The organism is Qipengyuania sp. JC766, assembly GCF_040717445.1.
Classification (GTDB): domain Bacteria; phylum Pseudomonadota; class Alphaproteobacteria; order Sphingomonadales; family Sphingomonadaceae; genus JC766.
On sequence record NZ_JBFEFL010000001.1, the window covers coordinates 725,592 to 749,135 of the forward strand.

At 63.9% G+C, this 23,544-nt stretch carries 26 protein-coding genes; 16 read left to right on the forward strand and 10 right to left on the reverse strand.

Features of this window, described 5'->3' with window-relative positions; translation table 11 throughout:
• The first annotated feature begins 30 nt into the window (after positions 1-30).
• The gene (locus AB1K63_RS03570) at positions 31-417 is read left to right on the forward strand and encodes a hypothetical protein (protein ID WP_366958570.1); all 387 of its coding nucleotides are present in this window, start codon (positions 31-33) and stop codon (positions 415-417) included.
• Positions 418-445: 28 nt separating this feature from the next.
• Here AB1K63_RS03570 and AB1K63_RS03575 read toward each other — a convergent pair whose 3' ends face one another.
• From AB1K63_RS03575 to AB1K63_RS03585, 3 genes are read right to left on the reverse strand one after another with little or no spacing between them, the layout of a single operon-like run.
• Complete coding sequence (locus AB1K63_RS03575) at positions 446-1,459, reverse strand: aspartyl/asparaginyl beta-hydroxylase domain-containing protein (RefSeq protein WP_366958571.1); 1,014 nt, start codon at positions 1,457-1,459, stop codon at positions 446-448.
• The gene (locus AB1K63_RS03580) at positions 1,459-2,655 is read right to left on the reverse strand and encodes a DUF1343 domain-containing protein (RefSeq protein ID WP_366958572.1); all 1,197 of its coding nucleotides are present in this window, start codon (positions 2,653-2,655) and stop codon (positions 1,459-1,461) included. Before AB1K63_RS03580 ends, AB1K63_RS03575 begins: the two co-directional genes overlap by 1 nt.
• Positions 2,652-3,185, reverse strand: a complete 534-nt coding sequence (locus AB1K63_RS03585) for a DOMON-like domain-containing protein (RefSeq protein WP_366958573.1) — start codon at positions 3,183-3,185, stop codon at positions 2,652-2,654. The genes AB1K63_RS03580 and AB1K63_RS03585 overlap by 4 nt, the downstream gene beginning before the upstream one ends.
• Positions 3,186-3,396: 211 nt before the next feature.
• On the opposite strand from AB1K63_RS03585, the gene tyrS reads away from it, so the two are divergent.
• From tyrS to cysK, 4 genes are all read left to right on the forward strand, one after another.
• Positions 3,397-4,626 carry a tyrosine--tRNA ligase gene (gene tyrS / locus AB1K63_RS03590; RefSeq protein ID WP_366958574.1) on the forward strand — a complete coding sequence of 410 codons (1,230 nt, stop codon included), beginning with the start codon at positions 3,397-3,399 and terminating at the stop codon, positions 4,624-4,626.
• 118 nt (positions 4,627-4,744) lie between these two features.
• A complete protein-coding gene (locus AB1K63_RS03595) occupies positions 4,745-5,083 on the forward strand; it encodes a PilZ domain-containing protein (protein WP_366958575.1) in 339 nt (112 codons plus the stop codon).
• A 66-nt stretch (positions 5,084-5,149) separates the two neighbouring features.
• On the forward strand, positions 5,150-6,466 hold the full coding sequence (locus AB1K63_RS03600) for an MFS transporter (protein WP_366958577.1): 1,317 nt from the start codon (positions 5,150-5,152) through the stop codon (positions 6,464-6,466).
• Positions 6,463-7,380 carry a cysteine synthase A gene (gene cysK, locus AB1K63_RS03605; protein WP_366958578.1) on the forward strand — a complete coding sequence of 306 codons (918 nt, stop codon included), beginning with the start codon at positions 6,463-6,465 and terminating at the stop codon, positions 7,378-7,380. Before AB1K63_RS03600 ends, cysK begins: the two co-directional genes overlap by 4 nt.
• Before the next feature lie 76 nt (positions 7,381-7,456).
• On the opposite strand, the gene AB1K63_RS03610 is transcribed toward cysK, so the two are convergent.
• From AB1K63_RS03610 to AB1K63_RS03625, 4 genes are all read right to left on the reverse strand, one after another.
• The gene (locus AB1K63_RS03610) at positions 7,457-9,262 is read right to left on the reverse strand and encodes an acyl-CoA dehydrogenase C-terminal domain-containing protein (RefSeq protein WP_366958579.1); all 1,806 of its coding nucleotides are present in this window, start codon (positions 9,260-9,262) and stop codon (positions 7,457-7,459) included.
• A 39-nt stretch (positions 9,263-9,301) separates the two neighbouring features.
• Positions 9,302-9,742, reverse strand: a complete 441-nt coding sequence (locus AB1K63_RS03615; RefSeq protein ID WP_366958580.1) for a MerR family DNA-binding transcriptional regulator — start codon at positions 9,740-9,742, stop codon at positions 9,302-9,304.
• Positions 9,743-9,773: 31 nt separating this feature from the next.
• The gene (gene hisI, locus AB1K63_RS03620; RefSeq protein ID WP_366958581.1) at positions 9,774-10,154 is read right to left on the reverse strand and encodes a phosphoribosyl-AMP cyclohydrolase; all 381 of its coding nucleotides are present in this window, start codon (positions 10,152-10,154) and stop codon (positions 9,774-9,776) included.
• Positions 10,155-10,454: 300 nt separating this feature from the next.
• Positions 10,455-11,246 (reverse strand): ComF family protein, encoded by a 792-nt coding sequence (locus tag AB1K63_RS03625; protein WP_366958582.1) that lies wholly within the window; start codon positions 11,244-11,246, stop codon positions 10,455-10,457.
• Between the two features lie 53 nt (positions 11,247-11,299).
• Between AB1K63_RS03625 and AB1K63_RS03630 the strand changes: the two genes are divergently transcribed.
• Positions 11,300-12,058, forward strand: coding sequence for a methyltransferase domain-containing protein (locus AB1K63_RS03630; protein WP_366958583.1), 759 nt, complete (start codon positions 11,300-11,302; stop codon positions 12,056-12,058).
• Here AB1K63_RS03630 and ppdK read toward each other — a convergent pair.
• The 3 genes from ppdK to AB1K63_RS03645 all read right to left on the reverse strand — a co-directional run bounded on the left by ppdK (position 12,055) and on the right by AB1K63_RS03645 (position 17,862).
• On the reverse strand, positions 12,055-14,718 hold the full coding sequence (gene ppdK / locus AB1K63_RS03635; RefSeq protein WP_366958584.1) for a pyruvate, phosphate dikinase: 2,664 nt from the start codon (positions 14,716-14,718) through the stop codon (positions 12,055-12,057). The genes AB1K63_RS03630 and ppdK overlap by 4 nt on opposite strands.
• A gap of 121 nt (positions 14,719-14,839) precedes the next feature.
• Positions 14,840-16,966, reverse strand: coding sequence for a glycine--tRNA ligase subunit beta (gene glyS, locus AB1K63_RS03640; protein WP_366958585.1), 2,127 nt, complete (start codon positions 16,964-16,966; stop codon positions 14,840-14,842).
• A complete protein-coding gene (locus tag AB1K63_RS03645) occupies positions 16,963-17,862 on the reverse strand; it encodes a glycine--tRNA ligase subunit alpha (RefSeq protein ID WP_366958587.1) in 900 nt (299 codons plus the stop codon). Before AB1K63_RS03645 ends, glyS begins: the two co-directional genes overlap by 4 nt.
• A 194-nt stretch (positions 17,863-18,056) precedes the next feature.
• On the opposite strand from AB1K63_RS03645, the gene AB1K63_RS03650 reads away from it, so the two are divergent.
• The 10 genes from AB1K63_RS03650 (at position 18,057) to AB1K63_RS03695 (ending at position 23,508) form a co-directional block, all read left to right on the forward strand.
• A complete protein-coding gene (locus tag AB1K63_RS03650) occupies positions 18,057-18,374 on the forward strand; it encodes a UrcA family protein (protein ID WP_366958588.1) in 318 nt (105 codons plus the stop codon).
• Positions 18,375-18,439: 65 nt separating this feature from the next.
• Positions 18,440-18,847, forward strand: a complete 408-nt coding sequence (locus tag AB1K63_RS03655; RefSeq protein ID WP_366958589.1) for a hypothetical protein — start codon at positions 18,440-18,442, stop codon at positions 18,845-18,847.
• An 11-nt stretch (positions 18,848-18,858) separates the two neighbouring features.
• Positions 18,859-19,248, forward strand: a complete 390-nt coding sequence (locus tag AB1K63_RS03660; protein WP_366958590.1) for a hypothetical protein — start codon at positions 18,859-18,861, stop codon at positions 19,246-19,248.
• A complete protein-coding gene (locus AB1K63_RS03665; protein WP_366958591.1) occupies positions 19,245-19,442 on the forward strand; it encodes a helix-turn-helix transcriptional regulator in 198 nt (65 codons plus the stop codon). The genes AB1K63_RS03660 and AB1K63_RS03665 overlap by 4 nt, the downstream gene beginning before the upstream one ends.
• Positions 19,426-19,848: a hypothetical protein gene (locus AB1K63_RS03670; RefSeq protein WP_366958592.1), complete on the forward strand. Its 423-nt coding sequence runs from the start codon at positions 19,426-19,428 to the stop codon at positions 19,846-19,848. The genes AB1K63_RS03665 and AB1K63_RS03670 overlap by 17 nt, the downstream gene beginning before the upstream one ends.
• A gap of 52 nt (positions 19,849-19,900) precedes the next feature.
• Complete coding sequence (locus AB1K63_RS03675) at positions 19,901-20,842, forward strand: TraB/GumN family protein (RefSeq protein ID WP_366958593.1); 942 nt, start codon at positions 19,901-19,903, stop codon at positions 20,840-20,842.
• Positions 20,839-21,714: a TraB/GumN family protein gene (locus AB1K63_RS03680; protein WP_366958594.1), complete on the forward strand. Its 876-nt coding sequence runs from the start codon at positions 20,839-20,841 to the stop codon at positions 21,712-21,714. Before AB1K63_RS03675 ends, AB1K63_RS03680 begins: the two co-directional genes overlap by 4 nt.
• A 106-nt stretch (positions 21,715-21,820) precedes the next feature.
• Positions 21,821-22,498, forward strand: coding sequence for a 50S ribosomal protein L25/general stress protein Ctc (locus AB1K63_RS03685; RefSeq protein WP_366958595.1), 678 nt, complete (start codon positions 21,821-21,823; stop codon positions 22,496-22,498).
• A 126-nt stretch (positions 22,499-22,624) separates the two neighbouring features.
• Positions 22,625-23,200 carry an aminoacyl-tRNA hydrolase gene (pth, locus tag AB1K63_RS03690; RefSeq protein ID WP_366958596.1) on the forward strand — a complete coding sequence of 192 codons (576 nt, stop codon included), beginning with the start codon at positions 22,625-22,627 and terminating at the stop codon, positions 23,198-23,200.
• A gap of 113 nt (positions 23,201-23,313) precedes the next feature.
• A complete protein-coding gene (locus tag AB1K63_RS03695; RefSeq protein ID WP_366958597.1) occupies positions 23,314-23,508 on the forward strand; it encodes a PEP-CTERM sorting domain-containing protein in 195 nt (64 codons plus the stop codon).
• Positions 23,509-23,544 lie beyond the last annotated feature (36 nt).

Consider the following 23,544-nt stretch of genomic DNA (forward strand, 5'->3'; position numbering starts at 1 on the left):
CGCTATCATCGGGGGAAGAGGAGAGATATCATGCGTTTGGTTGCGATGCTCGTCGTGGGATGCGGACTTTTCGGAAGCGTCGCCTTCGCGCAATCCGTAGATCCCGTGTCACTGGACAATCCCGCCTATTCGGATCCTGCGCGGCAATGGCAGTCGATCGAGGATGCCGAGTTTTCGGAGGAAGTCCCGGCAGGCAAAGAGGCGGAATGCCGCGAGACGGTTCGGCATGTGCGTGACGAAGCGGGACAGGCCGAATTGCGGCGCGAACCTGCCGGTGATCACTCGGCTCACCTAATGAAGGCCGTGGACAAGCGGATCGACGGTTGCCCCGTCATGGTCATGGACAACGCTGCCGAAGACGTGCGCCCCCTTCCGAAAGTCGAGCCTGACCTTAATGGCCTCGTCCCGGCTCAGTAGGGTAGTAATTCGTAAGGCACTCAAGCCACTAGTAAGCATCGACCGCCGAGAACAAAGCGCGAATTTGATCCTTCTCGATCTCTTCGAGGCTTGGGTGCCAGACGTCGAAAATAAGGACCAATCTATCTTTCGTTGCCGAGTTCCAGGCTTCGTGTTCAACCGAGTCGTCGAACGCTAGCAGTTCTCCCTCCTGCCATTGGCGTCGCTCTTCGCCGACACGAAGCTCGGCTTCTCCGGGCACGACGAGGGGAAGATGGCAGATCAAGCGGGCATTGATCATCCCGGTATGTGGCGGAATTGAACGAGAGGCCTTTAGTAACGAAAACATGACCGTAGGCGCGCGATTAGGGATGTTGCAGAGCGGCGCGGCAGCGGAAATGGTCGACCAAGTCGAAGGCGCTCGCTCAATGCGTTCGAGAATTGGCTGTCCTTTTTCCGTCAAATCGAAGGTCGTCCAGTCTCGGTTGTCCAGCATCCCATGGACATCGCCTTGGGGCCGATCGCCCCTGCTCCTCACGTAGGGTTCGAAGTCTCCGTCGCGAGCAAGCAGGGCTAGTCCCTCGTCTCGAATAGAACCTGAAGCCTTTTGGACCTGTTCGCACCAATTGAATTCACGAGCATCGAAAAAGTACATCTGCGGCAGATCTGGGTAGTAGAACATCGTAGGTACCTGCGGGAAACGAACACGAGTCGGTTCGCGCGACCTAGTACCGGTCATTATTTCAAACGCTTTTTCAAACCGCGGATGCCAATCTTGTCTTGGAAATCCGGCTTGCCGAAGTTGCTCTATCGTATGCGGCAAGATTCCGCGTTCAAGTTCGTCCAGTTCGCCTCGCATCTCGTCCAACAAGCGCTGGACATCCAGGTTCGAAGCACTGCCATGCCGTAGAGCCGTCCGGTAAAAGGCGATTGCAGCTCTTCGCTCCCCAGCGAGAGACCGATGCGACCCTTTGGCAACAAGCGCTTCGACGTCCTTCGGATTAAGCGCCAGTCTGCGATCGGCTTCGTCCTCATTTAAAAAATGCAGATGAGAGGACATCATCAGTAAAGCAAATGCCCGCGGACCATCGGGACCCAGGCCGCTTCGTCGGCGCTGGCGATGTTGTCCAGATCGTGCGGTGATGCGGCGGGGTCGTCGACCCATTCGCGCAGCGACGGGCCGCCATTGATGACGTCGATCGCCAGCCTCTCGTGCTCGTATTCGTACGGGAAATCGCGCCAGATATCGTAGTCCGGATAGCGGCGGCGGATCGCCTTGAAGGCCAGCGCCTGCAATCGCCAGGGGCGGAAGGCGTGGTGCGCGTAGAACGGGCCTTCGGCATGGACCATCAGGCCGTTGCACAGCTGCCCGGCATGCTTGTGGAAGGTCGGTTCGAACCAGCATTCGCGCAAGGCGCATCCGGCGAGCCATTCGGGCTCGAGCCGCTCCATTTCGGCGCGCACTGCGCCTGCGTCCACATCCGGCGCACCGAACAGCATTTCAAGCGGGCGGGTGGTGCCCCTTCCCTCGCTCAAATTCGTGCCTTCCAGCATGACGGTGCCGGCATAGGCGCGCGCCATGTTGACGTTGGCCGCGTTGGGCGAGGGATTGATCCACACGCGGTCCTGCGGCCAGCCGTGGCCGGGGCCGTCGGGTTGCCAGCCTTCCATCTCGATGACGCGGTATTCGATGTCGAGATCGAAGCGTTCGATGAACCAGTGGCCCATTTCCCCCATGGTCAGGCCGTGGCGCATGGGCATGGGCGCGGCACCGACGAAGCTTTCTTCGCCCGGCACCAGCAGCGTGCCCTCCACCGGCCGCCCCGCCGGGTTGGGCCGGTCGAGCACCCAGACTTCCTTGCCGTGGCGCGCCGCTTCCTCGAGCAGGTAGAGCAGCGTGGTGACGAAGGTGTAGATCCGGCAGCCGAGGTCCTGCAGGTCGAACAGGAACACGTCCGCGCTGGACATCATTTGCCCGCTTGGCCGGCGGACCTCGCCGTACAGGCTGAAGACGGGGATACCGTATTGCGGATCGGTCTCGTCCGCGGTTTCGACCATGTTGTCCTGCTTGTCGCCCTTCAGCCCATGCTGCGGGCCGAATGCGCTGGTAACGCGCACGCCCGCCGCGATCAGCGCATCGAGGCTGTGGGTCAGGTCCGCCGTGACGGAAGCGGGATGCGCCACGAGGGCCACTCTCTTGCCTTCGAGGGGCTTGCGCAATGCGGCGTTCGAAAGGAGCCGGTCGATGCCGTTCTTCATGGCTTATCGGGTGGCGGAAGCCGCGCCGCGAAGCAAGCCGGATCGTGGAAATCGGGCACGCCCTTCCGGTGTTCCAGCGCCCAGTAGGACTTCGTGCCCCCATCCTCCTCGATCACAGCGGTGATCCCGACGCGGTCGCAGTCCGGCAATCCGGCGCGGGGGATGTCGGCATCGTACAGGGTGAAGGCACGTCCGGGGCGAATGGTGCCGACCGGGCTGCGCGGCATCTCGCGGTTCCGCATGCCGGCGCGCACCCCGTCGAAATCGTAGGCTGCCCAGCGTGTCGACGGCGACAGGTTGATCTCCGTGTATCCATCGGTCCCGGAGTGACCGAGGAAGAGCTCGAAGCACGTCGTGGTCCACAATTCGTCCGCTCTTGCCCGGGTGGCGATAGGCGGCAGGACGAGTGCCGCACTGCCGTCGACACGCCAGCGGATGCGCAACCAGTGTTCGGTCTGCTTCAGCCAGCTTGCAGTGACCTTGGTGACCGACCGCGGCGGGCGGGACGGATGGGCGACGAGTTCGTACATGATGCCCTTACTGCTAGGGCCGGCGCTTTTGGGCGGCAAGCTGCTCAAGGCGCTGTCCTACAACCATCGTCATCGGCTAGAGGGCTTGCATGACCGCCGTGCCCGCTTCAATGCCACCATCCGTTCCGCCCCGATCCCGGGGGCGGTTTTTCTCCCCCAGGACAGTGGTCCAAGCGGTCCATGTCTCCACTTCCGGCCTGGAACCGAACCGATGAGTGAATACCGATCCGACCTTCTGAAGCTGCTCGACGAACGCGGCTACATCCACCAGGCGACCGATGCGGGTGCGCTGGATGCGCTGGCCTCGAAGCAGGTCGTGCCGGGATACATCGGATATGATGCCACCGCGTCCAGTCTTCATGTCGGGCACCTGGTCCAGATCTTCATGCAGCGCCGCCTGCAGCAGGCGGGGCACAAGCCGATCGTCGTCATGGGCGGCGGGACGACCAAGGTCGGCGACCCCAGCGGCAAGGACGAGAGCCGCAAGATGCTGTCGGACGAGGACATCGCCGCCAACATCGCCGGGATCCGGACGGTGTTCGAAAGGCTGCTGACCTTCGGCGACGGCCCGACCGATGCCATCATGGTCAACAACGACGAATGGCTGGGCCAGCTCGGTTATATCGACCTGCTGCGCGATGTCGGCCCGCACTTCACCGTCAACCGGATGCTGACCTTCGATTCGGTGCGGCTGCGCCTCGACCGGGAACAGCCGCTCACCTTCCTCGAATTCAACTACATGATCCTCCAGGCCTACGACTTCGTCGAACTGGCGCGGCGTTACGACTGCCGCCTGCAAATGGGCGGCAGCGACCAGTGGGGCAACATAGTCAACGGGCTGGAGCTCGGTCGGCGCATGGAGGGGCGCGAACTGTTCGGCGTGACGACGCCGCTCCTCACGACGGCCGACGGCGCGAAGATGGGTAAGACGGCCGGAGGCGCGGTCTGGCTCAACGAGGACCGCCTGCCGGGCTACGACTTCTGGCAGTACTGGCGCAATGTGGACGACCGCGACGTCGGCCGTTTCCTGCGGCTGTTCACCGATCTGCCGCTGGACGAGATCGCGCGCCTGGAAGCGCTGGAGGGGAGCGAGATCAACGCGGCCAAGGTGGCGCTTGCCAACGAGGTCACGTCGCTGGTCCGCGGTCCGGAAGCGGCTGCGGCAGCGGAAGCGACCGCGTCCGCGACCTTCGCCGGGGGCGGCGCGGGAGAGGACCTGCCGCGTTTGGCGCTGGGGCCGAACGGCATGCGGATCGGCGCGGTGCTGACCGAGCTCGGCTTCACCGCGTCCAATGGCGAGGCGAAGCGCAAGCTCGCCGAAGGGGCCGTCAAGCTGGACGGGGAGACGGTCTCGGACCCGGGCGCGATGATCGTCCTTGTCGAAGGCGCCGAGGGCAAATTGAGCCTCGGGAAGAAGAAACACGCGATCCTGACGCGATAAAAGCGTGCGAATTCAGTGCCCTCGTCCCGATATAGGACAATCGCGGTTTACCGAATTTCAGGCTTTTTGCGGCATTAACGATCACCGCACGACATAATAAGAACGGGAGGTCGTCATCGTGTCAACTGGAGCCCAGCTCTCCGTACCGGACATGCGCCGCAGCACGCGGTGCCCGGTCGATCATCCGGTCATCGCCGAGCATCAGGCTCGCGGCGATGTCAAAATGCACCTGTGCAACATTTCCGCCAACGGCTTCATGGTCGACGATGCGAAGGACCTGGCGCGCGGGGATCGCGTGATCGTGCGCCTGCCTGTCATCGGCCGTATCGAGGCCTATGTCATGTGGACCAAGGACAGCCGCGCCGGGTTCCAGTTCGAGCGGATCATCCGCTTCGAGGATTTCGGTGAGATGATCGAGGCGCTCCAGCCCAATCCCAAGCTCCGCCGGCCCCGCTGACAAGGCTTCCCGCCTAGAAGCACAAGTTTCTTGCCCGCGCCCCGCGCCCCATGCAAAGGCGCGGGCGTGAGCGACGGTGTGACGGAAACGGAAGAGGGGCTTCGCGGTCCCCTGAGCTACCACAATTTCCGCGCGTACCTGGTCGCCCGTTTCACCATGATGGTCGGCCAGTACGCGATGATGCTGATCATCAGCTGGCAGACCTACACCCTCGCCCGCCAAGGGGGGATGGACGAGTTCGCTGCATCGGGGCAGCTGGCCCTGATCGGGCTGCTCCAGTTCCTGCCGCTATTCGTGCTGTCGCCCTTCTCCGGTCTCGTCGCGGACCGGTTCGATCGCAAGACGGTCTCGCGGTTGACGATCACCCTGCAGTTCGCCTGCGCGGTGACGCTTGCATGGTTGACCTATACGGGCGCCATCGACCTCGTCTGGCTGTTCGCGGTTGCCGTGGTGCTGGGCGTGGTGCGCGCCTTCAACGGCCCGGCCCTGTCGGCTCTCGCGCCGAACCTGGTGCCCAAGCAGATCCTGCCCAATGCGATCGCGCTGTCCTCGATTGCCTGGCAGACGGGGATGATCGTCGGCCCGGCGCTGGGCGGGTACGCCTACGACGCAATGCCCGCCCTGCCCTATATGCTTGCAGCGGTCCTGTTCCTGGTGGGCATCGCGGCCATCACGACCATCGGCAAGGTGCCCCGATCCCCCATTACCGGCGCGCAGAGGCCGATCGGCCAGATCATCGATGGCTGGCGATACGTGATCCAGAACCGCATGGTTCTGGGCGCCATCACACTCGACCTGATGGCGGTGTTCCTTGCCGGAGCGACCGCCTTGTTCTCGCCGTTCGCCTACGACATCCTCGAAGTAGGGGAAACCGGGCTCGCACAACTCGCGGCCGCCCCCGCCGTCGGGGCGGCGGTAACGGCGCTCTGGTTCAGCTTCCGTCCGTTGAAGACGAATGTCGGGCCGAAGATGCTCTGGGCAGTGGCGGCATTCGGAGTCGCGACGATCGTGTTCGGCTTCTCGAGATCGATGCCGATCAGCTTGGCCGCATTGTTCGTCGTCGGTGCCGCGGACATGTTCTCCGTCTATATCCGGCAATCGCTCATCCAGTTGCACACGCCGGACGAAAAGCGCGGTCGGGTTTCGTCGGCGAGCCTGTTGACGATCAGCGCCTCGAACGAGGGCGGCGATGCGTTCTCCGGTTTTCTCGCCAGCATCCTCGGTCCGGCACTCGCCGTGATCGTCGGAGGCGTCGGGGCGCTGGCTACGGTTGCGCTGTGGTCGCGGATCTTCCCGGTTCTTCGGAACACCCGGACCTTTGACCCGCCGCCGGAGTTGGACGAAGAACTACCCGAAGAGAAATTGCAGGAGCGGACTCCATGAAAGCCGAAACCATCCTCCAGACGATCGGCAACACGCCGCATATTCGCATGTCCAGACTGTTTCCGGACCACGAGGTCTGGATCAAGTCGGAACGCGCCAATCCCGGCGGTTCGATCAAGGACCGTATCGCGCTGGCAATGGTCGAGGATGCGGAAAAGTCCGGCGCGCTGAAGCCGGGCGGTACGATCATCGAACCGACCAGCGGCAATACCGGTATTGGCCTCGCGATGGTCGCCGCCGTGAAGGGATACAAGCTCGTCCTCGTCATGCCGGAAAGCATGAGTCTCGAGCGGCGCCGGCTGATGCTCGCATACGGTGCGACATTCGACCTGACCCCCAAGGAAAGCGGAATGAAGGGCGCGATCGAGCGGGCTACCGAACTTGTCGGCGAGGACGATGGCGCCTGGATGCCCAGCCAGTTCGACAACGACGCCAATTACAAGGTCCACGCCCGGACGACTGCGAAGGAGATCCTCGAGGACTTTCGCGACAGTCCTATCGACGTGATGATCACGGGCGTCGGTACCGGAGGGCACATAACGGGCTGTGCCGAAGCATTGAAAGAGCAATGGAGCGACCTGAAGGCCTACGCGGTCGAGCCCGAAGGATCCCCGGTGATCAGTGGTGGGCAGCCGGGACCGCACCCGATCCAGGGTATCGGGGCCGGCTTCATTCCCCAGAACCTGCATACGCAGTCGATCGACGGAGCGATCAAGGTCGATCCGGAAAAGGCCAAGGAGATGGCCCGACGCGCCGCCCGCGAGGAAGGTATGCTGGTCGGTATCTCGAGTGGCGCGACGCTAGCGGCCATCGCGCAGAAGCTGCCCGATCTGGAGAAGGGAACCCGGATACTGGGGTTCAACTACGACACGGGCGAGCGGTATCTCTCGGTCCCGGATTTCCTGCCCGAATAGACCAAGGAAACAGCCCATACGAAGAGGGCCCGGATCGCGGATCCGGGCCCTCTTTTTTTGATACGATGCGTATTGCTCAGGCGGCGGTGGCGAAGGCTTCCTCGCCAAGTGCCATCATGCTGTCGGCGCCGGTCTCGAGCTTGCGGCGGAGCGCGCCGGCGTCCGGCAGATACCGGTCCATGTAATAGCGCGCGGTAGCGATCTTCGCCTCATAGAACGCCTTGTCTTCGGTCGACCCGGCAAGGACTTCCTGCGCCTTTTTCGCCATCCGGAGCCACATGAGGCCGATCGTCACGATGCCCATGATATGCATGTAGTGATGCGCACCGGCCCCCAGATGGTTGGGGTTTCGCATCGCATTCTGCATGAACCACATCGTTGCCGCCTGCTGATCGCCGAGCGCCTTTTCGAGCTTTTCGGCCATCTCCTTCAGGCCTTCGTCCGACTTGGCGGCAGCGATCTCCTCGCCAGCCATCTTGAAGAACGCCTGGATGGCGGCACCGCCCTTGCTCGGGAGCTTGCGACCGCAGAGATCCATCGCCTGGACCCCGTTCGTGCCTTCGTAGATCTGCGCGATGCGGGCATCGCGCACGAACTGGCTCATGCCCCATTCCTCGATATAGCCGTGGCCACCGAAGACCTGCTGCATATTGGTCGCAATCTCGTAGCCCTTGTCGGTGCCGTATCCCTTGATGACCGGTGTCAGTAGCCCGAGCAGCGCGTCGGCCTCCTCGCGTTCTTCCTCGGTCTGGGCCTTGTGCGTCAGGTCCACAAGCAGGCCGGCCCAAAGGGTCAGCGCGCGCATGCCTTCGGTGAATGCCTTGGCATCCATCAGCATCCGCCGGACATCGGGGTGAACGAAAATCGGATCGGCCTGTGCTTCGGGTTCAGCCGGACCGGTCAGCGCCCGTCCCTGCCTGCGATCGAGCGCATAGGCGACCGCGTTCTGGTAGGCGACTTCCGCCTGGCTCAGGCCCTGGATGCCGACGCCGAGGCGAGCCGCGTTCATCATGATGAACATGGCGGCAAGGCCCTTGTTTTCTTCGCCGACCATCCAGCCTTTCGCGCCGTCGTAGTTCAGGACGCAGGTGGAGTTGGCGTGAATGCCCATCTTGTGCTCGATCGAGCCGCAGACGACGCCGTTGCGCTCGCCGAGCGAACCGTCGTCGTTCACGAGAACCTTCGGCACCACGAAGAGCGAAATCCCCTTAGTGCTGTCCGGCGCGCCCGGAGTTTTCGCCAAGACGAGGTGGATGATATTGTCGGCCAGATCGTGCTCGCCGGCCGAGATGAAGATCTTGGTCCCCGTAATGGCATAGCTGCCATCGGCCTGGGGCTCCGCCTTGGTGCGGATCATGCCCAGATCCGTCCCGCAATGTGGTTCGGTCAGGTTCATGGTCCCGGTCCACTCGTTGGAGATCATCTTCGGAAGATACTTCTCCTTCTGCTCCTGCGATCCCTTGGCGATGAGCGCGGAAATGGCACCATGCGTCAGGCCCGGATACATGCCGAAGGCCTGGTTCGCGCTGGAGATGTATTCTTCCAGCACGAAGCCCAGCACATGGGGCATACCCTGGCCGCCGAATTCCTCGGGCTGCGCGAGAGTACCCCATCCCGCCTCGCGGAACTGGTCGAACGCCTGCTTGAAGCCCTTCGGCGTGGTGACCGAGCCGTCATCGTTACGCGTGCAGCCTTCCTGATCGCCCGACTGGTTGAGCGGGGCCAGAACTTCGGCGCAGAACTTTCCGCTTTCGTCGATCACAGCGTCGCTGACATCCGGCGTCGCCATTTCGAAGCCGGGCAGATTACCGTAGCTGGCGAGATCGAGAACCTCGTTGATGAGGAAGCGTGTGTCGCGGGTCGGGGCTTTGTAGGTAGGCATTTCAGATATCCTTCGGGGGTTGGTCCAAAGCTGGCTGGATCAATCGAGGTCGAGCGAGACGATGTGCTTCACGAAATCCGTCAGTTCCTTGATTGATGAATCGATATCGGCACGCTGGGATTTCAGCTTGGCAATGTGCTCGCGGCACTTCTCGATCGTGACACGGCGCTGTTCCACGCGGCCGTCGTCAAGGTCGTAGAGGTCGATCATCTCACGAATTTCGGAGAGGCTGAAGCCGACGTTCTTCGCACGCATGATCCAGGCAAGGCGCGCACGATCACGCTTCGAATACAGCCTGGTCAGTCCGACACGTTTGGGGGCGATCAGCCCCTCGTCCTCGTAGAACCTCAGGGCACGTGCCGTACAGTCGAACTCGTGCGTGAGGTCCGAAATGGAATACTGCTCCCGACCAAGCTCGTCTGGCCGGTCGAGATGGGCGCCGCGATGGCGCTCCTGCGTAGGGGCTGATGCGCTTGCCATGCAAACTGGATAGCTTACCCTTCCGTAAACGTCAAGGTCCGGTGGGTTTGAGCGAAGTGTCGTGCAACTCCCTGTAGAAGCACGAACGCTGCCCCGTATGGCAGGTCGGCCCAGCGGGTTCGGCGCGAAGGACCAGCGCATCCTGATCGCAATCGACCAGAATTTGCTCGATCCTGAGAGTGTTGCCGCTGGTTTCGCCCTTGCACCACAAGGTTGCTCTCGACCGCGACCAGAAGTGCGCAAGGCCGCTCGACTGCGTCGCATCGAGCGCTTCCCGGTTCATGTGGCCGACCATCAGCACTTCCGCTGTCCGTGCATGAACGACAACGGCCGTCAGAAGTCCATTGTCGTCGAACTTGGGAATGAAGCGCGTACCGGTTTCCCGCTCTTCTTTGGTCGATATATCGGTCATGGATTACGTGGTCTTTCAAACGTGCCGTAGCTGCGGCGAATTGTTGCACGATAACCACATCGTGCGTCCAAAATCTAACGCTAGAGCAATGACATCTTTCCGAACCGTTCGCGAGATGGAAGAAAGCGGTCGTGATCTCGAGGGGGTCACGCTGACTTGGAGCAGCTTTTGCGCCGGGTTCAGGGAAAGTCGGGAGCGCCGACGATCGGAAACGGTCGCGCGCCTCGCGGGAACGAGTAAGGGCTGTTGGCGCCGGCTTGGGGGAGTCGCCGCCAGCAAAAGTCAGCCCGCCTGGTTTCGTCACGGTGCGCCCGGGATCTTCGGATCCCGGGCGCTTTCGTATCCGGTCACTTCGTGAAGGACACGGGCAAAGCAGGCGATCTTGACCTGCTGCGCGCCCGCGCGTTTCAGGACACCCACGCAGGCATCGCTGGTCGCGCCGCTCGTAAGTACGTCGTCCACCAGAACCACGTTGCTTCCGGAGATGCTTTCGCGCTGACGTGGGGCAACCCGGATGGAGCCGGCCAGCGTCCGCTCTCGTGCCTTGCGTCCCATGCCGCCTAGCGGCGGCGTACGCTTGATGCGGCGCAGAGCGTCCACGGCGACCGAATGACCTGTCGCGCGGGACAATTCCTTTGCGAGCAGCGCGGACTGGTTGAAACCGCGTGCCCACAGGCGAAGGGGATGCAGCGGCACCGGGATCAGTAACCATTCGCCTTCCAGACCGGCCATTCTCGCGGTTATCAGGCGCGCAAGCATCGGCGCCAAGGCGATCCGCCGACCGTGCTTGTACTTGAGCACGAGTTGCCGCGAAGCCTCGTTATAGAGCGTGCCCGCCATGATGCCATCGTGGCGGGGCGCGGCCGCCATGCAGGGCGCGCACAGGGCTGCTTCTCCTGTGATCGAGGAATCGCCGAAAGGCCGCTGGCAGGCTGCGCACGCCGGATCGGACGGGATCACCAGTTCGCTCCAGCATGTCTGGCACAGCCCGGTCTGCTGAGCGATCGCGTCCCCGCACAGGGGGCATCGCGGCGGGTAGACGAGATCCACCACCGGTGCCGTTGCCCGGGACAAAGTGCGAAGCAGTGTCACCGCCCACCCCTGCACCGCTTGCACAGCAGGAGCAAGACAGGCACGGGCGGGGAATGGAGCGATCGCAGCCGCCTGTCATCTTTTCGCGCCGGAAGGCCGCGGCGAAATGGGCCCGGGGTCGATCGCGCTCTTCGGATGCCGACGCAGCGACGTACCTTTCCGACACCGTCACGGACGACGTTATCGAGCGGCTCGAGTTCATGCGCCACGAGCCCGGCTCGGCGCTCGTCGTTGGTGACGGGTCCGGCCGTCTGGCGAAGTGGCTCAAGCGACGCGGGACCGCAGTTGTGCGTCGGGACCTCGGCCGGTTCGACGAAGAGCAGCCGGGAGAGCCCGACCGGTTCGATCTCGTGGTCCATCTCATGGGCCTCGGCCATGTGAACGACTTGCCCGGTGCGCTCATCCATGCCCGCAATTCGCTCGCGCCGGGTGGCGTCTTCATTGCCGCGTTTCCGGGCGCGGGCAGCCTTGCGACGCTGCGCCGGATCGCGCTGGCGGCCGATGGCGACCGTCCTTCTCCGCGCATGCACCCGCTGGTGGACGAGCAGGCCGGGGCATCCCTGCTCCAGCGGGCCGGCTTCACGCGGCAGGTCGTGGACAGCTTCCCGGTCGACGTCCGCTTCGGATCGCTTCGAAGGCTGGTCGAGGACCTGCGGGACCATGGCCTTACCCGCAGCCTGGCCTCGCCCGCGCCGCCTGTCACCCGCCGGTGGCTGGCACGGGCCGAGGATGTGTTCGAGGCGGAGCGCGACGCGCAGGGCAAGGTTCCCGAGAGGTTCGAGATCCTCGTCCTGACTGCCTGGAAGGTCTAGCGAAGCGCCGCCTGTGCCGCGGCGAGACGGGCGATAGGCACGCGGTAGGGCGAGGCGCTGACGTAATCGAGCCCGATCTTTTCGCAGAATGCGATGCTGGCGGGGTCACCGCCATGTTCGCCGCAAATGCCCAGCTTGATGTCGCTGCGGGTCGCCCTGCCCCGCTCCGCGGCGATTTCCACCAATTGCCCGACGCCGTCGATGTCCAGGCTGACGAACGGATCGCGGGCGAAGATGCCGCGCTCCACGTACTGCGCCAGGAAGCGGGCCGAATCGTCACGCGAGACGCCCAGGGTGGTTTGCGTGAGGTCGTTGGTGCCGAAGCTGAAGAACTCGCCGTCCTGCGCGATCTCGCCCGCCATCAGCGCGGCGCGCGGGAGTTCGATCATCGTGCCGACAAGGTAGCCGAGCTCGCACCCCTTCTCCGCGAACACGTCCTTCGCCACCCGGTCCACCAGTGCCCGCAAGATTGCAAGTTCGCGCCGGGTTCCCACCAGCGGGATCATCACTTCGGGCAACGGCGCGTCGCCGCTCGCCTCGGCCACGTCGCACGCGGCCTCGAAGATCGCGCGCGCCTGCATCTCGTAGATCTCGGGATAGGTGATGCCGAGGCGGCAGCCGCGATGGCCCAGCATGGGGTTGAACTCGTGCAGTTCGTTCGCGCGGCGCTTCAGCGTTTCGACGGGCTTGCCGACGATCTCCGAAAGCTCGGCGAACTCGGCGTCACCTTGCGGCAGGAACTCGTGCAGCGGCGGATCGAGCAGGCGGATGGTGCACGGCAGGCCGGCCATCTCCTCGAAGATGGCGCGGAAGTCGTCGCGCTGTTCGGGCAGCAGCTTGTCGAGCGCGGCCCGGCGGCCCTTCTCGCTTTCGGCCAGGATCATCTCGCGGACGGCGGCGATCCGGGCTGCATCGAAGAACATGTGTTCGGTCCGGCACAGACCGATGCCCTCCGCCCCGAACTGGCGCGCCCGCGCGCAGTCCGCCGGCGTTTCGGCGTTGGTGCGCACGCGCATCCGCCGCTTGGCGTCGGCCCATTCCATCAGCGTGGCGAAGTCGCCGGCCATTTCTGGCTCGAGCGTCGGAACTTCGCCCGCCATGACTTGTCCGTTGCCGCCGTCGAGCGTGATGATGTCGCCTTCCGCCAGGTCGCGATCGCCGATCTGGAGGGTCCGCGCCTCACGGTCGATCCGCACCTGGGATGCACCGGACACGCAGCAGCGACCCATGCCGCGTGCCACCACGGCCGCATGGCTGGTCATGCCGCCACGCGCGGTCAGGATGCCGGAGGCGGCATGCATGCCGTGAATGTCCTCCGGGCTGGTTTCCACGCGCACCAGGATGACGCTTTCCCCGCGGCCGGCCCATTGCTCGGCGGTATCGGCATCGAGCACGATCTTGCCGCTGGCGGCCCCCGGGGATGCGGGCAGTCCGGTCGTCATGACATCGCGCGGGGCATCGGGGTCGAGCGTCGGGTGAAGCAACTGGTCCAGCGCCATGGGATCCACCCGGCAGATGGCCGTATCGCGGTCGATCAGTCCTTCGCCAACCATGTCTACCGCCATCTTGAGCGCGGCCTTGGCGGTGCGCTTGCCGTTGCGGGTCTGGAGCAGGAACAGCTTGCCGCGTTCCACGGTGAACTCGATGTCCTGCATGTCGCGGTAGTGCTTTTCGAGCAGGTCGAACACGTGCGCCAGCTCGGCATAGGCATCGGGCATGGCCTCTTCCATGCTCGGCTTTTCGGCACCGGCCGCCTCGCGCCGGGCGCGGGTCAGGTATTGCGGCGTGCGGATACCGGCGACCACGTCCTCGCCCTGCGCATTGACCAGCCATTCGCCGTAATAGGCCTTTTCGCCGGTCGAGGGGTCGCGGGTGAAGGCGACGCCAGTGGCGCTGGTATCGCCCATATTGCCGAAGACCATCGCCTGCACGTTCACGGCGGTCCCCATGTCATGCGGGATGTCGTTCAGGCGGCGATAGACCTTCGCCCGTTCGCTGTCCCAGCTGTCGAACACGGCGCGGATTGCGCCCCAGAGCTGCTCGGTGACGTCCTGCGGGAAAGCGGAGCCGCGTTCCTGCTGCACGATACCCTTGAACTCGTCGACCAGCGCCTGCCAGTCGTCGGTCTCCATTTCGGTGTCGGAGAAGTAGCCCTTGTCTTCCTTGGCAATCTCCAGCGCTTCCTCGAACAGGCCGTGATCGAGGCCGAGGACGACATCGGAGTACATCTGGATGAAACGACGATAGCTATCCCAGGCGAAGCGATCGTCGCCCGAGGAGGCGGCTAGCCCTGCGACCGTCTCGTCGTTGAGGCCGAGATTGAGGACCGTGTCCATCATGCCCGGCATCGATACCGCGGCGCCCGAACGGACCGAGACGAGCAGCGGATCCCGCGCATCGCCCAGTTTCTTGCCGACGGTGCCTTCGATATGGGCGAGCGCTCCCGTCACGGCTTCGCGCAGTTCGGGTCTGAAATCCGCGCCGCCTTCGAGGTAGCGCAGGCATTCCTCCACCGTGATGGTGAAGCCCGGCGGTACCGGCAGGCCGATACTGGCCATTTCGGCAAGGTTGGCGCCCTTGCCGCCCGTTACCGTCTTGTCCTTCTGGCGCGGATCGGAATGATCGGCGTCACCGCCGAATGGATAGACCGTCTTCGTCATGGGGCATCACCTGACATGGACCGTTGAACCGGTGTTTTCGAAAAAGCGTCCGGGCCCGCAAAAGCGCCCGAACCGTAAGGAAAAGGCGCGATGAGCGTAGGAGAGATCGTGACTTTTGCGATCACCCTTCGATCCGGCCGAAATCTGCGACATTGTGGACGGCGGCGCGGAACCGGGCGAGCAGGTCAAGCCGCGCGCGGCGCTTGTCCGGATCCTCGTCGTTCACCGTCACCTCCTCGAAGAATGCGTCGATCGGCGCGCGCAAGGAGGCGAGCGCCGCCATGGCCGCGCCGAGATCCTCCGCCTCGACCGCCGATGCCGCCCGGGGCTCGGCCGCGTCGAGTGCGTCGATCAGGGCCTGTTCCGCCTTTTCGGGCGTGTAGGACAGCGATTTCTTCGCCGCGTCGCCCGAATGGCTGCGCAGCGCGTCGCGCAGGTCCGGATCGTCCACCAGCGCGAGCGGATCTTCCTCGCCCGTATGCGGGGACAGGTGGTCCCCTCCGGCCCAGTCTTCCTTCTTGAGGATGTTCGCCGCCCGCTTGTACCCGGCGAGCAGGTTGGCGCCGTCCTCGCTTTCCATGAAGGACTGGAGCGCATGGACCCGGGCGAGCAGGCGGACGAGATCGTCCTCGCCCCCGTCACCATCTTTCTGGGCAGCAAACACCGCGTCGATCAGGTCGTGGCGGACACCCGCCTCGCGCTGCTGAACCTTGAGACGGTCGGCGAAGAAGTCGAGCAACTCGCCTTGCGCAATTGCCATGCGAAGGCGGTTTTCCTGCACGATCCGGATCGTCCCGAGTGCCGCGCGTCGCAACGCGAACGGGTCTTTCGACCCGGTCGGCTTCTCGTCGATGGAAAAGAAGCTGCGGAGAGTATCCAGCTTGTCCGCCAGGCTCACCGCCACCGTCACCGGAGCAGTCGGCACTTCGTCGCCCTGGCCGACCGGCTTGTAGTGATCGCGGATGGCGTCGGCCACTTCGTCAGGCAGGCCTTCGGCGCGGGCGTAATAGCCGCCCATCAGGCCCTGCAGTTCGGGGAATTCGCCGACCATTTCGGTGACGAGGTCCGCCTTGGCGAGGCGCGCGGCCTGTTCCGCCATGTCCGGATCGGCGCCTGCGACGATGCCTTCCTCGACCAGCCAGCGCGCGAGCTTCGCGACGCGGTCGACCTTGTCGGCCAATGTGCCCAGCTTCTCGTGGAAGGTGATCCGCTGCAGTTTCGCGGCGTGGTCCGCCAGCGAAGTCTTGCGGTCCACGTCCCAGAAGAAGCGCGCGTCGGACAGGCGCGCGGCCAGGACCTTGCGGTTGCCATCGACGATGGCCGCGCCGCCGTCTGCCGCCTCGATATTCGCCGTGCAGATGAAGGCATTGGCGAGCGCCCCGCCCTCGCCGTCGCAGACGAAATACTTCTGGTTCACCCGCGCGGTCAGCTGGATCACCTCGGGCGGGACGTCGAGGAATTCCTCGTCGAAGCGACCGAGCAGCGGGATCGGCCATTCGGTAAGGCCCGCGTTCTCGATCACTAGGCCTTCGTCCTCGACCAATGCGAGACCGGCCTGCTGCGCCACGTCCTGCGCGCCCTTGCGGATCAGCGCGGCGCGTTCGTCCTGGTCCACTATGACATGCGCGGCACGCAGCTTCACCGCGTAATCGTCTGCACCGCCGATCGTGATATCGCCGGAATGGTGGAACCGGTGGCCGAGCGTGACCGCGCCGCTGGTGACGCCGTACACTTCGCACTCGACCACGTCCTCGCCCAGCAGGGCCACGATGCCCGACAGCGGGCGTACCCAGCGCAGGGACTCGGTGCTGAGCGATGCCGCACCCCAGCGCATGGACTTGGGCCAGCTGAAACCGCGCACGATGGCGGGGATCGCCTCGGCCAGCAGGTCGCGTGTCGCGCGGCCCGGCTTCTCGATCACCGCAAAATAGGTGTTGCGGCCCTTCACGTCGCGCACTTCGAGCTGGTCGCGCGTGACGCCGTTCTTGCGGCAGAAACCCTCCACCGCCTGGTCGGGCGCGCCTTCGGGCGGGCCCTTGGCTTCTTCGCTGACGGCCTTCGTGGCCTCGGGAAGTCCGCGGGCGACCAGCGCGAGGCGGCGCGGCGTGGACCAGACGGTGACGTCGTCGACCGCGATCCCGGCAGCGTCCATCTCCCGGCGGAACAGCCGCTCCAGCTCGCTTCGCGCGTCGGCCTGCATCCGTGCGGGGATTTCCTCGCTGCGCAGTTCGAGAAGGAAATCGGTCATAGCGACCACTCCGGGAAGTTTTCCTGCCATGCCGGAGCCATGAGTTCGGCGTATTTCTCGCACGACCCGCGCGCGAGTTCACGGACCCGGCCCATATAGCTGGCGCGTTCCTGCACGCTGATCACGCCGCGCGCCTGCAGCAGGTTGAAGATGTGGCTCGCCTCGACCGCCTGTTCGTAAGCGGCGATCGGCACGTCCGCGTCGAGGGCGTTGCGGCATTCGGCCTCCGCCTTGGCGAACAGGTCGAACAGTGCATCGGTCTCTGCCACCTCGAAGTTCCACTTCGACATCTGCCGCTCGTTTTCGAGGAAGACCTGCCCGTAGCTCACGCCGCGTCCGTTGAAGTCGAGGTCGTAGACGTTGTCGACGCCCTGGATGTACATCGCGAGACGCTCCAGCCCGTAGGTCAGCTCGCCTGCCACGGGCTTGCAGTCGAAGCCGCCCATCTGCTGGAAATAAGTGAACTGGGTGACTTCCATCCCGTCGCACCAGACTTCCCAGCCGAGGCCCCAGGCGCCCAGCGTGGGGCTTTCCCAGTCGTCCTCCACGAAACGGATGTCGTGCTTGAGCGGATCGATGCCGATGACGCGCAGGCTTTCGAGATACATCTCCTGAATCTCGGGCGGGCTCGGCTTCAGGATCACCTGGTACTGGTAGTAGTGCTGGAGCCGGTTTGGGTTCTCGCCATAGCGCCCGTCGGTCGGGCGACGGCAGGGCTGGACGAAAGCGGCGTTCCAGGGTTCCGGACCGAGTGCGCGCAACGTGGTCGCCGTGTGGAACGTCCCCGCCCCCATCCGCATGTCGTATGGCTGCAGGATCAGGCAGCCCCGCTCGCTCCAGAAATCGTGAAGGGCGAGGATCATGTCCTGGAAGGATTTACGAGGGTCGCGGTCCATGCTGCGGCGCAATGGCGCAAGGGCGAAAATGCGTCAATGCCGCATGCCCTTGACCATCGTCACGACAGGTCATCCGAACTTTTTGTCAGGTTGTGTTGACATGGTCAGCGAATCACGACATATAGTCAGGACAACCTGACAAAAGGGAAGGTTGACCAACCCACTGGACCCAATATCCAAGCTGGAGACCCGCTATGAAAAAGACTGCACTGATTGCCGCTGCCCTCGCCTTCGTTCCCGGTGTTGCCATGGCCGAAGACCTGCCCAGCATCGCGGTAGAAACCGCCGACCTCGACCTTGCGACGGCTGACGGTCAGGCCCGGCTCGGCGATCGGGTAAATACCGCCATCCGCATCGCCTGCCGCTCCGGCGACAGGACCATCGTCTCCCTCCGGATGGAGCGCGAATGCGCCTCGACCATGCGGAAGCAGGCCGAAGGGCAGGTCCGCCTCGCCATCGCCGCAGCGCGCGAAGAACGCTTCGCGGCGCTCGACCTCGATCCGGGCGCTTGAGCCATAGTCTGCGGCCGGGGCGGTTGGTCAGCATACCGCCCCGTTCGCCCTCGCAGGAGTATCCGATGGCAAACCCGCCCCCGACCAAGCGCCAGAAGCAGGTCCGCACGCACAATGTCGCGACCCTGATCGCCTTGCTCACTTTCATCGTCATAACGCTTGGCGCGACGGAAATCGTCGCGATCCCCATCGCCATCAACGCCCTGACCGTAGTGCTGATGTTCGTCGCGATCGTCGTGATGTTCGCGAGCCGCAATGCCGATGAATACACCGCCGCGGTATGGCGCACGGGCACCAGTCTCGCTTTCGTCATTACGGCATCGGTCATGCTGTTCACGCCTGTGCTGGAAGGCTTCTTCGACGGACTGTTCCGAGCCGGCAGAGAACACGACTTGAAGCTCGACGGCTTCATCGTGGTCGTCGCGACATTCTTCCTGGGCAATGCCTGGGCCCGCCTGCGCGGGACGATCTGAGGAGATTGCTCATGCCTTTCGATCCGAAAGCCGACAAGATCGACGATCGTACCTTTGCGCTGAACTCCCTCTGGCTCGGCTTCGCGTCATCGCTTCTTTTTCTGGCCGGACTGCTGGCTGGCTGGGAGGTGTTTCTCGTCAAGCTGGCCGGCGCTCTCGCGAGTGCTGCGCCGGTCAGCCTGCTGTTCGTGCGCTTCTTCGATGATTACCAGACGCGCCTGGTCTCGCATGGCGCCCGATGGGCCTCGGTTGTGGTGGGTATCTGGCTCCTGGCGCAGCTGCTGTCCGATACGTCCGCGAGACTGGTGGCCGAAATCGATCCCATGCTTGGCCTCGCAATCTGCGTGGTCGCATTTCATGCGGGCATCGCATCCGCCCGCATCCGGGGCACGGTGTCATGAAGAACCGCCTCAAGGTCCTGCGCGCGGAGCGTGACTGGAGCCAGGCCGAACTAGCCGGACAGCTCGACGTATCACGCCAAGCCGTCAATGCGATCGAGACCGGCAAGCACGACCCGTCGCTTCCGCTCGCCTTTCGTATTGCGCGCCTTTTCCAGATGCCCATCGAGGAGATTTTCGATGACGGACACGATTGAAGCCACCGGCGTCCAGCGCCTGCGCACGCGTCGCCAGAAGTTCTGGCGCTGGTGCGCCCTCGCCTTCGCGCTCTCTATTTTTGCAGGGATGGCCAGCGGCACCCTAGCCGCCCTCTACCAAGACGATCTGGTCCCGGCATGGTCGCTCTATGCCCTCTGGGCGGTGGTGGCCTTCGCATGGGTCTGGTTCAGCCGGGACTATTTCCTGCGGATCGACGAGCTGGACCAGATGGACAATCTGTGGGCCTGCCTGATCGGGTTCTACTTCTACGTCGGCGCCTTCGTGACGTGGTACATGTTCGCCGATGCAGGGCTCGCGCCCGAAATTGACGGGACGATCATGTTCTTCGCCACGATGACCGTCATGGTCGTCTCCTATGGTCTCAGGAAGCTGGGGCTTCGCTAATCACCTGTCACTCGACTTGAAACACGACGCCAAACCGATGAAGGATCAAATCATGAAATCGACGTTCAAATCGCTCGCTCTTGCCGCTTCAAGCCTTTCCCTCCTGTTTGCCGGCGCAGGCTGCGCCCCGATGGACGGCGCGCGCTCCGCTTCCTCCGATGCGGCCATGTGGCAGAAGCCGGCCGGTGCCGAGGGGCCGGCCATGTGGAAGGTATCCGACGAGGATACGACCATATACCTGTTCGGGACCATCCACGTGCTGCCCGAAGGTCTCGACTGGTACACGCCGACCGTGGCGAATGCGCTGACCGGTTCCGACATCATGGTCACCGAAATTCTCGGCGATGCCATGTCCGATACGGAAACGGCACAGCTGATGCAGACCAAGGGCATGCTGCCGCAGGGCACCACGCTCCGCTCGCTGCTGGACGAGGAACAGACCGCGAAATACGAGGCCGCACTGGCGAAGATCGGCATCCCGGCCGCCAATTTCGACGGCTTCAAGCCGTGGAGCGTCGCGCTGACCCTTTCGGTCCTGCCGTTGATCCAGGAAGGCTACAAGATCGACGAAGGGGTCGAGCAGAAGCTCGAGGAATATGCTGGCGAGGACCTCGCGCGCGGCAACCTGGAAACGGTCGGCGAACAGCTCGCCATTTTCGACAACCTGCCGCAGGAAGACCAGATCGAGTTCCTCATGGCGGCGGCAGAGGAAACGGATAACCTCAAATCCTATATCGACCGCATGGTCGAACAATGGATGGCCGGTAACCCCGAGGCACTGGCCGAAACCATGAACGAAAGCCTGGAAGACGATCCGGCGCTGGCCGAAGCCCTGCTCTATCGCCGCAACCGCAACTGGGTCGAGTGGATCGACACCCGCATGGACCAGCCCGGCACGGTCTTCATCGCCGTGGGGGCAGGCCACCTCGCGGGGGACAAGAGTGTCCAGGACTATCTGGCGCAGCGCGATATCGAAGTGGTTCGCGTCCAGTGATCCGCCGTGTCGGCATCTGGCTGGCAGCCTTTGCGCTGCTGGCCGGATGCGACGACCAGGGCGCGTCCGATCAGCCACCCCCCTCCCCCATTCTCTACGAACTCGCGAATGCGGACGGAGAGATGGAGGGTTGGCTTTTCGGGACGGTGCACTCCCTCCCGGACGGCGTGCGATGGCGAACGCCGGCGCTGGAAGATGCGGTAACCCGGGCGGACAGCCTGATGGTGGAAGTGGCATCGCTCGACGGCGGTGCCACGACTGCGAATGTATTCCGAGACCTGTCTACGACAAGCGGTCTTCCGCCGGTTCTCGACCGGCTCGAGGGTGCAGATCGCGAACGGCTCGTGGAAGCCTTGTCCGAAGCGGGGCTTTCCCACACGACTTTCGCCGGGGTCGAGGACTGGGCCGTCGCTCTCGCGCTCGCCAGCGCACTCTCCCCGGGCGATCCTGCAAACGGAGTTGACCGGGCTCTCATCGCGGATTTCAGGGGCCGCACGATCCACCAGTTCGAAGGCGCTCCGGCGCAATTCCGCATTTTCGACGCGCTGCCGTCCGAAGCGCAGCGAACTCTGCTGATGGAAGCGGTGAGCGAGGCTGGGGAAGATCCCGACAAGCCCGCGCCTTACCTCGTCTGGCTGACGGGCGATGCGGACGCCCTCGAGGACATGACGACGGATGGCATGCTGGCCGATCCGGCGCTGCGCAAGGCTCTGCTGATCGACCGCAACCGCGCCTGGTCGCGCCGCCTTGCAAGCCGTCTGGAAAGCGAAGGTCCGATGCTGGTCGCAGTCGGTGCGGCGCACCTTCCCGGGCCCGACGGTCTCGTCGCCCTCATGGAAGAGCGTGGCTACACCGCGACGCGCATCCAGTAGGACCGGCTTGCATTCGCAGGCAATGGCGCTATAGCGCGCGCTTCCCGTTATCGGTCATCCCTGGAGGCGTGGCGGGAAAACCAACCGCATTTCGAAAGGCACCGATATGAGCGACGCTCTGACCCTGCCGGCCGAGACGCGCGAACAGGCTGGCAAGGGAGCCTCCCGTTCACTGCGTCGCGAAGGCCGCGTACCCGCCGTAATCTACGGCGGAAATGAAGAACCCACGATGATCCACGTCGAGGAGAAGGAACTGGTCAAGCAATTGATGACCGGTCACTTCATGAACTCGATCGTGCAGATCGAACTCGGCGGCAAAAAGATGCGCACCCTGCCCAAGGACGTTGCGCTCGATCCCGTCACCGACCGTCCGATCCACGCCGACTTCCTGCGCATGGTCAAGGGCGCGAAGATCGACGTCGAAGTGCCGGTGGTCTTCATCAACGAAGAACAGTCGCCCGGCCTCAAGAAAGGCGGCGTCCTCAACGTCGTGCGTCACGAGCTCGAGCTGGTCTGCGACAGCGAGAAGATCCCGAGCGAAATCGAGATCGACGTCACCGGCAAGGAAGTCGGCGATTCGATCCACATCAGCGAAGTGACCCTTCCCGAAGGCAGCGAAAGCGCGATCACCGATCGCGACTTCACGATTGCCACGCTGGTCGCACCGTCCGCGCTCAAGAAGAGCGAAGACGAGACCGACGAGGAAGTCACCGAGACCGAAGTCACCGAGCAGAATGCCGACACGGTCGAGGACGAAGACGACAACGTGGTCGAAGGCGAGTAATCGCTTTCCCATCGATGACGAATTGGCGCCGGGCTTCCCTCAGAAGCCCGGCGTTTTCGTTTCTGCGCCGCATCCAAGGCGAAAAGGGTTTGGCATTGGCCGCCCGCCATCGCTAACGCGCGACCCATGCAGATCTGGGCAGGACTAGGAAATCCGGGGCCGCGCTATTCCATGCAGCGGCACAATGTCGGCTTCATGGCATGCGACGTGATTGCCGAAATGAACGGCTTCGGACCGGTGCAGAAGAAGTTCCAAGGCTGGACCCAGGAAGGCCAGATCGACGGCGAGAAGGTCCTGCTGCTGAAGCCGGCCACGTTCATGAACGAGAGCGGTCGCAGCGTCGGCGAGGCGTTGCGGTTCTACAAGCTGGGCACCGCGGATCTTACCGTCTTCCATGACGAACTGGACCTTGCGCCCATGAAAGTTCGGGTGAAGCAGGGCGGCGGCACGGCCGGCCATAATGGCCTGCGATCGATCGGCCAGCATTGCGACCAGGATTTCCGGCGTGTCCGGATCGGCATCGGCCATCCGGGACACAAGGACCGGGTGCACGGCCATGTCCTTGGAAACTACGCGAAATCGGAAATGGACGATCTGGCGCAATTGCTGGGCGCCATCGGTGCCGAAGCGGCATGGCTCGCGCGCGGAGAGTCCGAAAGGTTCGTGAGTGACCTCGCGCTGCGCATGTCAGACCGCGACTGACCCGACCGACAACCTGTTCCGCCGCGGGACAGCGCTGCAGATACGGCCCATGAGGCCCGGTTTCTGGTTATCGTCCCGCTTACCAAACGGGTCGAACAGGGAGCCAGATCATCATGCACACAGCAAAGTCAGCCGCGCTGTCTTTCGGACTCTTTCTCGCATTTGCCGGTACGCCGGCGCTCGCCATGGATCGGCCCGGCTCCGATCCGGGCGGCTCGGGACCTGTTTCGGTGCCCGAACCCGGCATGGTCGGCCTGATGGGCCTGGCGCTGCTGGGCCTGGCCGTGGCGCGCCGCCGGAAAACCTGAGGCCCGAAAGCTTGGGGGGCGGCAGTCCCTCCCCGG